Source organism: Lacrimispora sphenoides (genome assembly GCF_900105215.1).
GTDB classification, from domain to species: Bacteria; Bacillota; Clostridia; order Lachnospirales; family Lachnospiraceae; genus Lacrimispora; species Lacrimispora sphenoides_A.
Window position 1 is genome coordinate 362,885 of sequence record NZ_FOIP01000001.1, and the last position, 13,456, is coordinate 376,340.

The 13,456-nt window shown below is 45.3% G+C and carries 13 protein-coding genes; 1 reads left to right on the plus strand and 12 read right to left on the minus strand.

Going from position 1 to position 13,456, the window contains the following annotated elements:
• Nucleotides 1-35: 35 nt before the first annotated feature.
• Together BMW45_RS01590 and mtaB are read right to left on the minus strand one after the other, a co-directional pair.
• The gene (locus tag BMW45_RS01590) at nucleotides 36-296 is read right to left on the minus strand and encodes an IreB family regulatory phosphoprotein (protein ID WP_025231561.1); all 261 of its coding nucleotides are present in this window, start codon (nucleotides 294-296) and stop codon (nucleotides 36-38) included.
• An 80-nt stretch (nucleotides 297-376) separates the two neighbouring features.
• Nucleotides 377-1,738 carry a tRNA (N(6)-L-threonylcarbamoyladenosine(37)-C(2))-methylthiotransferase MtaB gene (gene mtaB, locus BMW45_RS01595; RefSeq protein ID WP_092240259.1) on the minus strand — a complete coding sequence of 454 codons (1,362 nt, stop codon included), beginning with the start codon at nucleotides 1,736-1,738 and terminating at the stop codon, nucleotides 377-379.
• A gap of 160 nt (nucleotides 1,739-1,898) precedes the next feature.
• Between mtaB and BMW45_RS01600 the strand changes: the two genes are divergently transcribed.
• A complete protein-coding gene (locus BMW45_RS01600; RefSeq protein ID WP_013271604.1) occupies nucleotides 1,899-2,132 on the plus strand; it encodes an HPr family phosphocarrier protein in 234 nt (77 codons plus the stop codon).
• A gap of 99 nt (nucleotides 2,133-2,231) precedes the next feature.
• Here the strand turns inward: BMW45_RS01600 and thiI are convergent, their stop codons facing one another.
• The 10 genes from thiI to hrcA form a co-directional block, all read right to left on the minus strand.
• Nucleotides 2,232-3,410, minus strand: coding sequence for a tRNA uracil 4-sulfurtransferase ThiI (thiI, locus tag BMW45_RS01605; protein ID WP_092240260.1), 1,179 nt, complete (start codon nucleotides 3,408-3,410; stop codon nucleotides 2,232-2,234).
• 75 nt (nucleotides 3,411-3,485) lie between these two features.
• Nucleotides 3,486-4,640 carry a cysteine desulfurase family protein gene (locus BMW45_RS01610; protein WP_092246077.1) on the minus strand — a complete coding sequence of 385 codons (1,155 nt, stop codon included), beginning with the start codon at nucleotides 4,638-4,640 and terminating at the stop codon, nucleotides 3,486-3,488.
• Between the two features lie 59 nt (nucleotides 4,641-4,699).
• Nucleotides 4,700-5,437: an RsmE family RNA methyltransferase gene (locus BMW45_RS01615; protein ID WP_092246080.1), complete on the minus strand. Its 738-nt coding sequence runs from the start codon at nucleotides 5,435-5,437 to the stop codon at nucleotides 4,700-4,702.
• A gap of 20 nt (nucleotides 5,438-5,457) precedes the next feature.
• Nucleotides 5,458-6,414, minus strand: coding sequence for a 50S ribosomal protein L11 methyltransferase (prmA, locus tag BMW45_RS01620; protein WP_092240261.1), 957 nt, complete (start codon nucleotides 6,412-6,414; stop codon nucleotides 5,458-5,460).
• A 9-nt stretch (nucleotides 6,415-6,423) separates the two neighbouring features.
• Entirely contained in the window at nucleotides 6,424-7,170 is a 747-nt protein-coding gene (locus BMW45_RS01625; RefSeq protein WP_092240262.1) for a sulfite exporter TauE/SafE family protein, read from the minus strand.
• A 533-nt stretch (nucleotides 7,171-7,703) separates the two neighbouring features.
• Nucleotides 7,704-8,267 (minus strand): glucan-binding protein, encoded by a 564-nt coding sequence (locus tag BMW45_RS01630; RefSeq protein WP_092240263.1) that lies wholly within the window; start codon nucleotides 8,265-8,267, stop codon nucleotides 7,704-7,706.
• A 40-nt stretch (nucleotides 8,268-8,307) separates the two neighbouring features.
• Nucleotides 8,308-9,441 carry a molecular chaperone DnaJ gene (gene dnaJ / locus BMW45_RS01635; protein ID WP_092240264.1) on the minus strand — a complete coding sequence of 378 codons (1,134 nt, stop codon included), beginning with the start codon at nucleotides 9,439-9,441 and terminating at the stop codon, nucleotides 8,308-8,310.
• 203 nt (nucleotides 9,442-9,644) lie between these two features.
• On the minus strand, nucleotides 9,645-11,501 hold the full coding sequence (gene dnaK, locus BMW45_RS01640) for a molecular chaperone DnaK (RefSeq protein WP_092240265.1): 1,857 nt from the start codon (nucleotides 11,499-11,501) through the stop codon (nucleotides 9,645-9,647).
• 106 nt (nucleotides 11,502-11,607) lie between these two features.
• Nucleotides 11,608-12,252: a nucleotide exchange factor GrpE gene (gene grpE / locus BMW45_RS01645; RefSeq protein ID WP_092240266.1), complete on the minus strand. Its 645-nt coding sequence runs from the start codon at nucleotides 12,250-12,252 to the stop codon at nucleotides 11,608-11,610.
• A gap of 17 nt (nucleotides 12,253-12,269) precedes the next feature.
• Nucleotides 12,270-13,319, minus strand: coding sequence for a heat-inducible transcriptional repressor HrcA (gene hrcA, locus BMW45_RS01650; RefSeq protein WP_092240267.1), 1,050 nt, complete (start codon nucleotides 13,317-13,319; stop codon nucleotides 12,270-12,272).
• Between the last annotated feature and the right edge of the window lie 137 nt (nucleotides 13,320-13,456).

Sequence of the window (13,456 nt, forward strand, 5' to 3'; positions counted from 1 at the left end):
TCATCTGACAGCTAGACTTATGATTATCCACAGCCTTATTTCAACTTCGTATCAATATATACTCCCATAAGTTCTTCCAGAATCTCATCCCGCTCAACTTTCATGATAAGACTTCTAGCGTTCTTATGGCTGGTAATATAAGTAGGATCTCCTGACATAATATAGCCCACGATCTGGTTAATAGGATTATAGCCCTTCTCATTAAGAGCAATATAAACCTGTTCCAGCACCTGGCTTACATTCAGTTTATTTTCCTGCACTGCCTTGAAAAATTGCGTATTATGAATATCGCCCATGTTTCTCACGTCCTTTAACTGTTCTACTATATTCTAAACCAAAAGTTTGGATTCGGCAAGCCAAAAATAAATTTTGTCTCTCAATACTTTAAAAATGCCACCTCATCGTTCATAAGTTCCATCAGAGTTCCCTCTATCACCATGCCCTTTAAGCCTTCTTCAAAGGGTACTGCGGCCTTCACATATTCTCTGGTGTGGCCGATCATATAATGAACGTCATTCCACCAGAATTCCTCTTCCATAAGCACCTCGACCCTGGATCCTAACCATGACTTCCGATACTCTAAGGACATTTCCTTTTCCAGGCAAAGGAGGTCATTGCTGCGCTCCGCCTTTATGGATTCCGGTACCTGGTCCGGCATCACTGCCGCCCTGGTGCCGTTTCTTTTGGAATATTTAAAAACATGCATCTCATAGAACTGAACATTTTTCAAATATTCTTTTGTCACCTGGAAATCTTCGGAGCGTTCTCCCGGGAATCCTACGATCACATCTGTGGTAATGGCAGGATTTTCAAATACCTTCCGCAAAATCTGACAGCGGTTTAAATAGTCCTCAGTAGTATAATGGCGGTTCATCCGCTTTAAGGTATTATCACATCCGCTTTGAAGGGATAAGTGGAAATGGGGGCATATTTTATGAAGTCCTGCAAGTTCTGACGCAAACTCCTCAGTCACGATCCTGGGCTCTAAGGAACCTAGACGGATCCGCTTTAATCCTTCCACATCGTGAATGCTTTTAATCAGATCCAGAAGAGTAAGCCGTTCTTCCTCAGGAAAATCCTTTCCATAGGAGCTTAAGTGAATTCCTGTTAGTACAATCTCCTGATAACCGGAAGTGGTCAGACGTTTTACTTCTTCCACCACCTCATCGGGCTTCCGGCTTCTCACTCGTCCCCTGGTATATGGTATGATGCAGTAGCTGCAAAACTGGTTGCAGCCATCCTGGACCTTGATAAATGCTCTGGTATGGTCTGAAATCTTATCAATGGACAGATTCTCGTACTCCATCGTGTCATTGATATCAATAACCGTTTCCACCGCTTCATCAGGCGCAGCGGTCTGACCGAAGGCTATTTCTTCTTCCGGCTTCTTCTTTTGGGCAAAGTAGTCTTCCAGAATAGAAACCAGCTCGGTTTTTTTATTGTTGCCAACGACCAGATCCACCGCTTCATCCTTTTTAAGTTCTTCTCCCGCTGCCTGGACGTAGCATCCTGCTGCCACGACCACTGCCTCCGGATTCATCTTCTTTGCCCTGTGAAGCATCTGCCTGGATTTACGGTCCGCGATATTCGTTACGGAGCATGTATTAATGATATAAACATCTGCCCCTTCCGCAAAAGGAACGATCTCATATCCGGCGTTTTCAAGAAGCTGCTGCATGGCTTCTGTTTCATAGGAATTAACCTTGCATCCTAGATTATGCAGGGCTGCCTTTTTCATCTTGTTTTCTCCTATCTAAATAATCCTTTTATTTTCAGTATTTTCATGTAAAATTACCATTGACTTTTGTACAATATATCAGTAGTATTGAAGTGATTAAGGGTCGGTTCCAGAGCGGTCCCTCATTAAATAAAAGAGCTCACTCAAGGAGGTTTTTCACATGAAAACAGTTCGTATATCTTTAAATTCCATCGATAAAGTAAAATCTTTTGTAAATGATTTAACAAAGTTTGATACTGATTTTGATCTTGTTTCCGGCAGATACGTAATTGACGCAAAGTCTATTATGGGCATCTTCAGCCTGGATCTTTCCAAACCCATTGATTTAAATATCCACTCTGAAAATAATGCTGATGAAATCTTAAACGTTTTATCTCCATACATTGTAGATTAAGAATCAGCCGTTCGATCAGCCGTCAGGTGAATCGGACTTCTTTAATGTCTTTCGGGGCCCGGCCTTTTCCAAAAGGAGCCGGACCCCGATTTTATTTTTTTAACACCAAACCTTTTCCACCGTGCTTATGGCCGTTTCAACCAGTTCGCCGATCTTTTCCTCTAACTTTTCCTCTGACCGTTCGATCATCTTCAAACTCGGTTTTGTCACCGGATGCTTTGCCACAAAAATGGTACAGCAGTCCTCAAAGGGAAGCACGGAAGTCTCATAGGTACCGATCTTTTCCGATACATCCACAATTTCCTGCTTGTCAAAGCCAATGACAGGACGGAATACCGGCATAGTGGTGGCAGCATCCGTAGCAGCCAGAGACTGCATGGTCTGGGAAGCCACCTGTCCGATGCTCTCTCCTGTTATGAGTGCCATGGATCCACTCTCCTCTGCCAGACGCTCCGCAATTTTCATCATATAACGTCTCATGATGATGGTAAGCTCCTCATGAGGGCATTTGTCATAAATGTACAGCTGGATGTCCGTAAAATTCACAATATGAAGGCGAATCGGCCCGGAATATTTAGAAACCAGCTTAGCTAAATCGATTACCTTCTGTTTGGCACGCTCACTGGTATATGGCGGAGCATGGAAGTAGACAGCATCGATCTTAACCCCGCGCTTTGCGATCATATACCCTGCCACCGGGCTGTCAATACCACCGGATAAAAGAAGCATGGCTTTTCCATTGGTTCCCACCGGCATGCCGCCAGGACCTGGAATGACATGGGAGTAGATATTGATCTTATTGCGGACTTCCACATGAAGCATCACATCCGGCTTATGGACATCTACCTTTGTCTCGGGAAACGCGTTAAGAATCAATTCTCCCAAATCCCGGTTGATCTGTTCAGAATTTACCGGATATTTCTTATTTCCTCTGCGGGCATTGACCTTAAAGGTGAAATTCTTATCCTCGTAGAATTCATCTACATAAGACTGCACCTGTTTCTTTAAATCCTCGTATCCATTGTCATCCACCTGAACCATAGGGCAGATGGCGGCAATGCCGAAGATACATTTAAACGCTTCTATGACCTCATCAAAATCATATTCTGACTCTGCATTTACATAAATACGTCCTGATTCCTTGGAAACTATAAAATCGCCATCCACCCTCTTTAAGGAGTGGCGGATCTGAGTCACCAGGGCATCCTCGAACAGATAACGGTTCTTTCCTTTAACCCCGATTTCTGCATATTTAATTAAAAATGATTGATATTGCATCTGTTATCCTTCCTCTTTCCTGCCCGTGATTTTGGGGCATAAAGGTATACCCGAAGGGTATTTTTTTCTGTAATCTCAGCCTCTCTGATACCGCCTTAAAACAGGCAAAAGCTCCTTAAGTACATCAATGCAGTAATCTACTTCCTCTTTGTTATTATAAACCCCGAAGCTGAACCGCAGCGTGGAATCCAAAAGCTCAGGTTTAACACCGATTCCCTTTAATGTTCCGCTGACAGCCGGATGGTTTGAAGAGCAGGCAGACCCGGAGGACACGTAAATGTCCTTATCTTCCAGAGCATGCAAAAGCACTTCGCTTCGGACTCCTAAAAAGCTTGCGCTGACGATCTGAGGCGCTGACAAATCGCCGGGCAGGCTGTTTACCGTAACGCCGTCGATCTCCGAAAGCCTGCCTATCATATAATCTTTAAGAGCGATCATGGACTGCATCTTCTCTCCATGATCCGTGTACATCATTTTAGCCGCCACTCCCATGCCTGCAATTCCAGGAACATTTTCCGTACCGGAACGCATACCTCTCTGCTGGCCGCCTCCATAAATCAAAGGCCTTATTTTCACCCTCTGGTCAATGTATAAAAATCCAACGCCTTTTGGTCCATGTATCTTATGGGCGCTGACAGATAAAAGATCAATCCCCTGGCGCTTTGGACGGATGACAAACTTTCCGTAAGCCTGAATGGCATCCACATGAAACAGGATGGACGGATTCTTCTTTTTTATGATCTTTGAAATGGCTTCGATGGGTTCCACCGCACCGATTTCATTATTTACATACATGATGGAAACCAGAATGGTTTCCGGACGGATTGCCGCCTCCAGCTCTTCCAGACGGATATGTCCATGGGCATCTACAGGAAGGTAAGTCACCGAAAAGCCCTGTTCCTCTAAAAATGCCAGAGGATTATATACTGAGGCATGTTCTATGCCGGTGCTGATGATGTGGTTTCCCTCCCTTTTATTGGCCATAGCAGTCTCAATCAGGGCCATATTGTTGGATTCTGAACCGCCGGAGGTGAAAACGATCTCCTTTGGAGCAACTTTTAAGGTCCCGGCTATGATCTCCGCTGCTTCCTTAATATACTGTTCCGCTTCCATTCCCCTTTTATGCTTGGCGGAAGGATTCCCGTAGTCCTCCGTCATGATTTTTACAACAATATCTCTTACCGGTTCCAACACTCTGGTCGTCGCCGAATTATCAAAATAAGCTTCCATATATGGCTCGTTCCTTTCCTCTTCCCTGTCCATGCTTTTTGGAAAGTGCCCACCCCCTGTCAGTCTTCCAGCTGGAAGGCCAGTACAGATACAATGGCAAGGCCGGCGGTTTCCGTCCTCAGGATCCGTTTCCCAAGGGTAATCAGTTTTGCTCCGAAATTCTTTGCAAGCTCCATTTCAGAATCCTCAAAGCCTCCCTCCGGTCCGATAAATATCCCCGCGCTCATTCCCGGCTTAATGGCTGACAGAATATCCTTCGTCTCCGCCATATCCTTTGCGTGTTCAAACGGGATGACCGTTATATCAAGATCCTTTGCAAAGGTAAGGGCCTCCTGAAAGGTCATGACACCGGTGACCTCCGGTATGATAAGCCGCTTAGACTGCTTGGCTGCGCTTTCTGATACCGCCATCCAGCGGCGAAGCTTTGATTCTTCTTTCTTTTTATCCAACCGCACCACAGCCCGTTTGGTCTGTACCGGAATGATCTGGTATACGCCAAGTTCCACAGCCTTCTGGATAATTAACTCCATTTTATCACCCTTTGGCAGTCCCTGAAACAGGTAGAGCCTGGCGGGAAGCTCAGCGCCTCCCTCATCTACAGACAGGATTTTGGCCGTAACTTCCAGAGAAGCCGCTTCCAGAATCTCACACAGATAATCTTTGTCTATGCCATTGCTGATTAAAACCTGTTCTCCGGCACCCATCCGCAGGACATTCTTAATATGATTCACATCCGGTCCCGTGATCCGGATTGTCTCTGCTCCGATTTGATCCGGATTAACAAAAAAGTGATACATCCTTTTCCCCGTTCCTCTTCCTATTTCTTCCTGACTGTTATAGAAACCCATTCGCCCTGATAAGTGGTTTCCACAAGCTCAAAGGCTTCATTTTCCTCAAATGCTTTCTTCACAGCCTCTTCCTTCATGTTAATGATACCGGAAGTAATGAAAATAGCGTCTTTTTTCATGTGGACTGAAATTTCCTTCTGAAGAAGGATGATGATGTCTGCCAGAATATTAGCTACCACTACATCGTATTTTTCAAAGCCTGCTTTCTCCTGTACCGCCCTGTCATCAATAATATTGCCCTGTAATACTAAAAACTTGTCCATAGGGATATCATTGGCTTCCATATTTTCCTTAACAGCAATAATGGCATTTTCATCAAGGTCTGTTCCAAATACTTCTTTGGCACCCAGCTTTAAGGCAGTGATTCCCAGAATGCCGCTTCCGGTTCCCACGTCAAGGAGGGTTGTCTCCGGAGTAATATATTTTTGCAGCTGACGGATACAAAGCTGGGTCGTCTCATGCTGTCCGGTTCCAAAGGCAGTTCCCGGATCGATCTCGATCAAAAGCTTGTCCTTGTGCTCCTCCGGGATCTCCTCCCAGGTAGGTTTGATCAGGATATCATCCACGGTAAACGGCTTAAAATACTGTTTCCAGTTATTAATCCAGTCCTTATCCTCGGTCTCACCGGACGCAATGGTGCATTCCCCTAAATCCGTGAACATGGAAAGTTCCAAAAGCCCTTCTTCCACACGTTTTAACATGCCTTCGATGTCAGAATCCGGCTCCAGATAGAAGCTGACCTTTGCAACGCCCTCATCGGGCGGAAGCTCCGGCAGAATGTCGATAAACATTCCTTTTGTCTCCGCCTCCGTAAGAGGGATGTTATCTTCTATTTCAATACCTTCTATTCCGATTTCATCAAACATGCTGCTGACCAAATCCACGGCTTCTGTCGTGGTGGTCAGTGTAAATTTTCTCCATTTCATAGCAATTCCCTATCCTTTTATAATTTTGATAAACAGACACAAAAGCACCACTAAAACCACCGGGCGCACAATCTTTAATCCATTTTTTACTACAAGGCCCGATCCGATATAATGGCCTGCTATGCAGAAAAGTCCTGATGCCAGTCCTAAGGGGATCAAAACCTTTCCATTTATTAAAAAAGTCGCCAATGCTGCAATATTGGAGGACAGGTTAATCACTTTCGTAGTGCCTGATGCGCTCCTGACATCCATTTTGGCAAATCCGGTTAAAATCAGCAGTAAAAAGGTTCCCGTACCTGGTCCGTAAAAGCCGTCATAGCATCCGATGACCAGTGCTGCACATATGCTGATCAAAAGCATCTTTTTTTCAGGCAGGCTGCTGATCTCCTCCTGATCTCCCAGGTTTTTATTCTTAAGAACATAAAAGGCAACAACCGGAAGCACCGCCAGCATCATGCCCTTTAATAGCCGCTCACTGGCAAGCATGGATAAGTGCGCTCCGATCACAGAACCAACCACAGCAAAAAGTGCGGCAAGCAGAGACAGCTTTACTTTAATATAGCCGCCCTTTGCGTATCTTGCCGTAGAAATCACAGTTCCCATGGTGGAACCCAGTTTATTGGTACCAATGGCCAAATGAGGAGGTACCCCTGCTGCCAGATATGCCGGGAGGGATATAAGTCCTCCGCCCCCTGCAATAGAATCCACAAAACCCGCAAGAAAAACAAGAGGGCACACGATCAAATATTGGTACATAGGCTGTTTCCTTTCCTTGGCATCCGGGAACCGGACTTTCTCATTATAGTATATGAACGTTTTGCTCTCAGTTTTAAATCACAAGATATCATAACATACAATGAAATCGCTTGCAAGCGTCTAACATGTACGAAATTTGAAGGGTTATTTCGTAATTTATAAAAAAAAAATTTTTTTTAAAAAAGATGCAATAAAAACTGATGCTGTTGCATTAACTAATTGAACGGATGAAAATAACTTTTGTTTCGTTCCGATCGCAAGGGCAAAAAAATATCAAGTAAACGAAATTCCTTGATGCATTACACCCCATCACACCCGCCTGAGCGATTGGAATTGGAACAGGAACTATTTTCACAAATTACAAAGCAAAAATTTTTGTAATGAAAACAGGGGACGCACCTCATGGCCGATGCATTTCAGCCGTGTGGTGCGTCCTTTGTTTTTTATGTGAAAAACTTTCTCAGTTCTCCATAATGAGAAAAAGGTACAGCAGAAAACTTCCGCCATACCTCTTAAAAACCATTCAATCAAGTTTACTGAATCCAGGCGCCGTCAGCGCCCACCTTATATCCGTCAGGGGTGGTCGTATTGGTAAGCAGCCTTCCCTTATAACCATCGGACATGGTATTAAAGTAATAAGCCTTTCCATCTACAATCTGCCAGCCTATCCTCATTGTACCCAAAGTACCGTCATCCACCGGATTTAAGTAATATCGGAGGCCTCCCTCATCTGTATACCAGCCGGTCAGCATATGGCCTTCCCGGTTAAACCGGTACCATCTGCCATCGATATACTTCCAGCAGTTAGAGGGCCAGCTTCCGTCACTGTACTGAAACCACCAGCCGGAAGGGCTGTAACGCCAGCCTCTCTGATAACTGTAGACCCCCGGACCATCATCATCATCGTCATCGTCGTCATCCCAGCAGTCATAGGATACACTTCCTTCAATCGGCCCTTTGTTTTTTGTACCCGTGCCGTTCCATCCTGGAAAATCCCGGACAGACTGCCCGTCTGCGGCCATGACTGCCGCGGGAAATAAAGCTGCTATCCATATAACAACGGCTGTCAGGGCCAGTTTTTTTGCAAACCTTCCCATACGTTCCCCTCCATTTAAAACCATGTACCTTCCGGAATCCTTATTTAAAGATTCCCTTCTTTTTATGTTTGTCACCTTCTACTGTGCCGTTCATGGCTTCGTCAAACTTACGAAGCGCCTCTTTTTGAACTTCTGTCATACGCTCCGGCACTGAAACCACCAAAGTGACAAAATGGTCGCCCCGAATGGCCCGGTTGCGCAGGGAAGGAACACCCTTTCCTTTTAAGCGCACCTTGGTATCCGTCTGGGTACCTGGCTTCACTTCGTATTCCACTTCTCCATCCACGGTCTTGATCCGGATGTTTCCGCCTAAGGCAGCATTTGCAAAGGAAACCGGTACCGTTGAGAAAATGCTGGTATCCTGGCGTTTGAAAATCGGATGGTTGGAAACCACTGCCTCTACCAGCAGATCGCCTCTCTCACCGCCATTGGTTCCGGGTTCACCTGCACCTGCAAGACGAACGGACTGTCCGTTGTCAATTCCTGCCGGAATGGTGACTTTAAATTTCTTTCTTTTTGTAATGTATCCGCCGCCATAGCAATCCGGGCATTTATCCTTAACGATTTTCCCGCTGCCTCCGCAGTCCGGACACGTCTGAACATTCTGTATCTGTCCGAAGAAGGATTGCTGGGTATACATGATCTTTCCTTTTCCATTACATTTAGTACATGTAACAGGTGAGGTTCCCGCTTTTGCGCCGCTTCCGTGACAAGAGGAACACTCTTCCTTGAAATTGATCTCAATCTCCTTCTCGCAGCCAAAAATCGCATCCTCAAAGGTGATGCGGATGCTGGTTCTGACATTGGCTCCCCTAGATGGCCCATTGTAACGGGCGCTGCTACGTCCTCCGCCAAAGATATCTCCGAATATATCTCCGAATATATCTCCCATGTCCGCTCCGCTAAAATCAAAGCCGCCAAAGCCGCCTGCTCCCCCGCTTCCGTCAAAGGCAGCAGAACCGAACTGGTCATACTGACGTCTCTTATCAGGATCGCTAAGGACACTGTAGGCCTCGGAAGCCTGCTTAAACTTCTCAGCAGCCGCAGTATCTCCGGGATTTGTGTCAGGATGGTATTTCTTAGCTAATGCCCTGTAAGCCTTCTTAATCGCTGCATCATCCGCATCTTTTGGAATGCCCAGGGTTTCATAATAATCTTTCTTACTCTCTGCCATCTTAGGTCTACCTTTCATAGATTAAGAAAATTCGATTTACCTTTGGCTCACCGAACGGCTAAGTTCCCAAATACCCATCAGGGTAACTGAAAGCCTTTGTTTTCTCTCGTCTTTGCTGAGGAACTCTTGCCTGAAGAAATTCGGAAAAAGTGCTGTATCGCTACAACACTTTTCCAAAAGTCCTGTCTGTTGACCAGACTAGTTTACACCTCTTTGTAATCGCCGTCAACTACATCGCTGTCCTGATAGGTTGCATTATCTGCTCCCATGTCAGGTCCTGCGCCCTGTGCTCCGCCCTGAGCCTGCTCATATACTTTTGCAAATAAAGCCTGAGCACTGTTCATCAGTCTTTCTCTGCCTGCCTTGATATCTTCAATCTGAGCATCTGTCATATCATCGATTGGAGCTCTGTTAACTGCTTCTTTTAATGCATTTAAGTCCGCTTCCACAGTTGCCTTATCGTTTGCATCGATCTTGTCTCCTACTTCCTGCAGAGCCTTCTCTGTCTGGAATACCATGGAGTCTGCATCGTTTCTTGCGTCAATGCCTTCCTTACGTTTCTTATCCTGAGCCTCATATTCAGCAGCTTCCTTAACTGCCTTATCAATATCAGAATCAGACATGTTGGAGCCGGAAGTAATGGTAATATGCTGTTCCTTGCCTGTTCCTAAGTCCTTAGCGGAAACATTTACGATACCGTTTGCATCAATATCAAAGGTAACTTCGATCTGAGGAACGCCTCTTCTTGCAGGTGGAATTCCATCCAGACGGAACTGGCCTAAGGTCTTATTATCTCTTGCAAACTGTCTCTCACCCTGTACCACGTGGATATCAACCGCTGTCTGGTTGTCTGCCGCTGTGGAGAAGATCTGGCTCTTCTTTGTGGGGATCGTTGTATTTCTTTCAATCAGTCTGGTAGCAACACCGCCCATGGTCTCAATGGATAAGGAAAGGGGAGTTACGTCCAGAAGCAGGATATCGCCTGCGCCTGCATCACCTGCAAGCTTACCGCCCTGGATGCTGGCGCCGATGGCAACACATTCATCCGGGTTTAAGGACTTGGAAGGCTCCTTGCCTGTCAGCTGTTTTACTTTTTCCTGTGCAGACAGCATACGGGTAGATCCGCCTACTAACAATACTTTTCCTAATTCTGCTGCAGTAATGCCCGCATCTCTTAATGCATTCTGTACCGGAACCGCAGTGCGCTCGATGAGATCTAATGTCAGCTCATCAAATTTTGCTCTGGTCAGGTTCATATCCAGATGCTTTGGACCTTCTGAAGTAGCAGTAATAAAAGGCAGGTTGATATTGGTGGTCGTTGCGGAGGATAATTCCTTCTTAGCCTTCTCAGCAGCTTCTCTTAATCTCTGCATAGCCATCTTATCACCGGATAAGTCTACGCCCTCTGCCTTTTTAAATTCATCTACCATCCACTGGGTGACACGGTTATCAAAATCATCGCCGCCCAGACGGGTATCGCCGTTGGTGGAAAGAACTTCGATGACACCGTCGCCGATTTCAATGATGGAAACGTCGAAGGTACCGCCGCCTAAGTCATATACCATGATCTTCTGCTCTTTTTCATTATCAAGACCATAAGCCAGAGCTGCTGCTGTCGGCTCGTTGATAATACGCTTTACGTCAAGACCTGCAATCTTACCAGCATCCTTGGTTGCCTGACGCTGTGCATCGTTAAAATATGCCGGTACGGTAATAACCGCTTCGGTTACTTTTTCTCCTAAATAAGCCTCTGCGTCTGCTTTTAATTTCTGAAGGATCATAGCAGAAATTTCCTGAGGACTGTAATTTTTTCCGTCAATCGCTACCTTGTAGTCTGTACCAATATGTCTTTTGATGGAAGAGATAGTACGGTCAGAGTTTGTTACTGCCTGACGCTTAGCAGGCTCGCCGACTAGCCTCTCTCCGTTCTTTGTAAATGCAACAACGGATGGTGTGGTTCTTACGCCTTCGCTGTTTGGAATAACAACTGGTTTACCGCCTTCCATAACGGCCACGCAGCTATTTGTTGTACCTAAGTCAATACCAATGATCTTGCCCATAGTTTTTTCCTCCTAATTAATAAACAAATATAAATGATTTTCCGCCCATGCAATCGGGCGTAAAGGTATACCTGGAATGTATTATCTGCTTCCTGATGCTATATTACTAATTAGCCACCTGCACCATGGAATGCCTTACCACGCTGTCACGGTAAGTGTAACCCTTCTGAAGCTCCTGGGAGATTATATTTTCACCCAGTGACTCATCTTCAATATGCATTACTGCATTATGGAAATTGGGATCAAAAGGCATTCCAACCGCTTCAATGGGTTTTACGCCGGCTTCTTCCAGCGTTTTCATAAGCTGTTTATATATCTTTTCCATTCCATCTGCAAAAGGAGCGTTTCTTTCCTCCTCAGATATGGCTGCAAGGCCTCTTTCAAAATTATCAACTACCGGAAGGATCCGTTCAACGATATCCTTTGCTCCGATTTCAAACATGGCTGACTTTTCTTTTTCTGTTCTCTTGCGGTAATTATCAAATTCAGCCATGGACCTCTGAAGGCGGTCTGTCAGATCCTCTATTTTTTCATCCCTTGGGTCTTTCTTCTCTTTCTTTTTTCCGAAAAGGCCCTTTTTCCCGGATTCTTCTTTGGAACCCTCTTCAGCCATTTCTTCTTCCGGAACATGTTCCTGGGTTCCATCGTCCCCGCAGGCTTCTACACCTTCTATTTCTTTTTCAGCGAAAACGGCATCCTCTGTATGAACAGTCTCATCTGCCAGATTCTCATCTGTTTTCACATCTTCCATGCTCAATGCTCTACCCTTTACCTTTCATCTTTTTTCAAAATGGTATCCAGCTGCGTCATGAGATTACGCAATGTGCTGAGAACCTTTTCATAATCCATCCGTTTCGGACCAATGATTCCAATGGTACCTCTTAAGCCTTCGCCCAGTTCATAGTTGGCGGTTACAATGCTGCAATCCTTCATTGCCTTAACAGGTGCCTCATCGCCGATGTATACCTGGATTCCGGATCCGCTCTCCGAGCTGTTCATATCATCAATCAGCCCCTGCAAAAGATCCTTCTGTTCCAGCGTACCGATAAGCTTACTGGCCCTTTCTCCGTCACTTAACTCCGGATACTTGAAAATGTTCGTGGCCCCGCTGGTATAAATCTGAAGGTCATCATCATCACCCCGGATAGCGGTAGCCACCTCGCTTAGAACCCGGTCCACCACATCACAGTGGGGTCCCGCCTGAACCTTCATCCTGCTGATCACTTCAAGATTGATCTCCTCTATGGTCAGCCCGTTAAGGGCATTGTTAAGAAGAATGTTAAGATTCAGAAGTCCTTCGTCATCTAATTCCGTATGAATGGGAATCATGGTATTCTTAATGATATTTCCCTCCACCACGATAACTACAAGAAGCTTTTCTTCATCAACCTTGGAGAGCTGGATAAACTTCAGTTTGTTCCGGTGGAATTGGGGCGCGCTGATCATTGCAGCGTAATTGGTGTTCTGGGCAAGAAGCTTTGCCATCTGTTTCAACAAGAGTTCTACCCGGTCCACCCGCTTTAACATCATATCCTTGATCTCAGTGACTTCCTCTTCTTTTTCCTGCATGATCTGGTCCACATAAAAGCGGTATCCTCTGTCTGAAGGAATCCTTCCGGCGGAGGTGTGAGGCTGCATGATATATCCCAGCTCCTCCAGATCAGACATCTCATTCCGGATGGTAGCAGAACTTAAGTTCAAATCCGTATACTTTGATATGGTACGGGAACCTACCGGTTCTCCGGTTTCCAGATAAGTTTTGATGATGGCTTTTAATATAGTTACTTTCCGCTCATCTAGCTGATCTCTGCCACTCAAACTGCCCCACTTCCTTTCTGAGTCTTTTTGTTAGCACTCAACGTTTGGGAGTGCTAACATCTTCTTTTCATAATATATTCTTTTTTTCTACTTTTGTCAATACATTCCTAAAAACTTTTTGATGAAGTTTTTATGTC

Bases quoted from the DNA above. Each gene is read 5' to 3' on its own strand.
- BMW45_RS01590 (WP_025231561.1), bottom strand. From the start codon at position 296: ATGGGCGATATTCATAATACGCAATTTTTCAAGGCAGTGCAGGAAAAT.
- mtaB (WP_092240259.1), bottom strand. From the start codon at position 1,738: ATGAAAAAGGCAGCCCTGCATAATCTAGGATGCAAGGTTAATTCCTAT.
- BMW45_RS01600 (WP_013271604.1), top strand. From the start codon at position 1,899: ATGAAAACAGTTCGTATATCTTTAAATTCCATCGATAAAGTAAAATCT.
- thiI (WP_092240260.1), bottom strand. From the start codon at position 3,410: ATGCAATATCAATCATTTTTAATTAAATATGCAGAAATCGGGGTTAAA.
- BMW45_RS01610 (WP_092246077.1), bottom strand. From the start codon at position 4,640: ATGGAAGCTTATTTTGATAATTCGGCGACGACCAGAGTGTTGGAACCG.
- BMW45_RS01615 (WP_092246080.1), bottom strand. From the start codon at position 5,437: ATGTATCACTTTTTTGTTAATCCGGATCAAATCGGAGCAGAGACAATC.
- prmA (WP_092240261.1), bottom strand. From the start codon at position 6,414: ATGAAATGGAGAAAATTTACACTGACCACCACGACAGAAGCCGTGGAT.
- BMW45_RS01625 (WP_092240262.1), bottom strand. From the start codon at position 7,170: ATGTACCAATATTTGATCGTGTGCCCTCTTGTTTTTCTTGCGGGTTTT.
- BMW45_RS01630 (WP_092240263.1), bottom strand. From the start codon at position 8,267: ATGGGAAGGTTTGCAAAAAAACTGGCCCTGACAGCCGTTGTTATATGG.
- dnaJ (WP_092240264.1), bottom strand. From the start codon at position 9,441: ATGGCAGAGAGTAAGAAAGATTATTATGAAACCCTGGGCATTCCAAAA.
- dnaK (WP_092240265.1), bottom strand. From the start codon at position 11,501: ATGGGCAAGATCATTGGTATTGACTTAGGTACAACAAATAGCTGCGTG.
- grpE (WP_092240266.1), bottom strand. From the start codon at position 12,252: ATGGAAGATGTGAAAACAGATGAGAATCTGGCAGATGAGACTGTTCAT.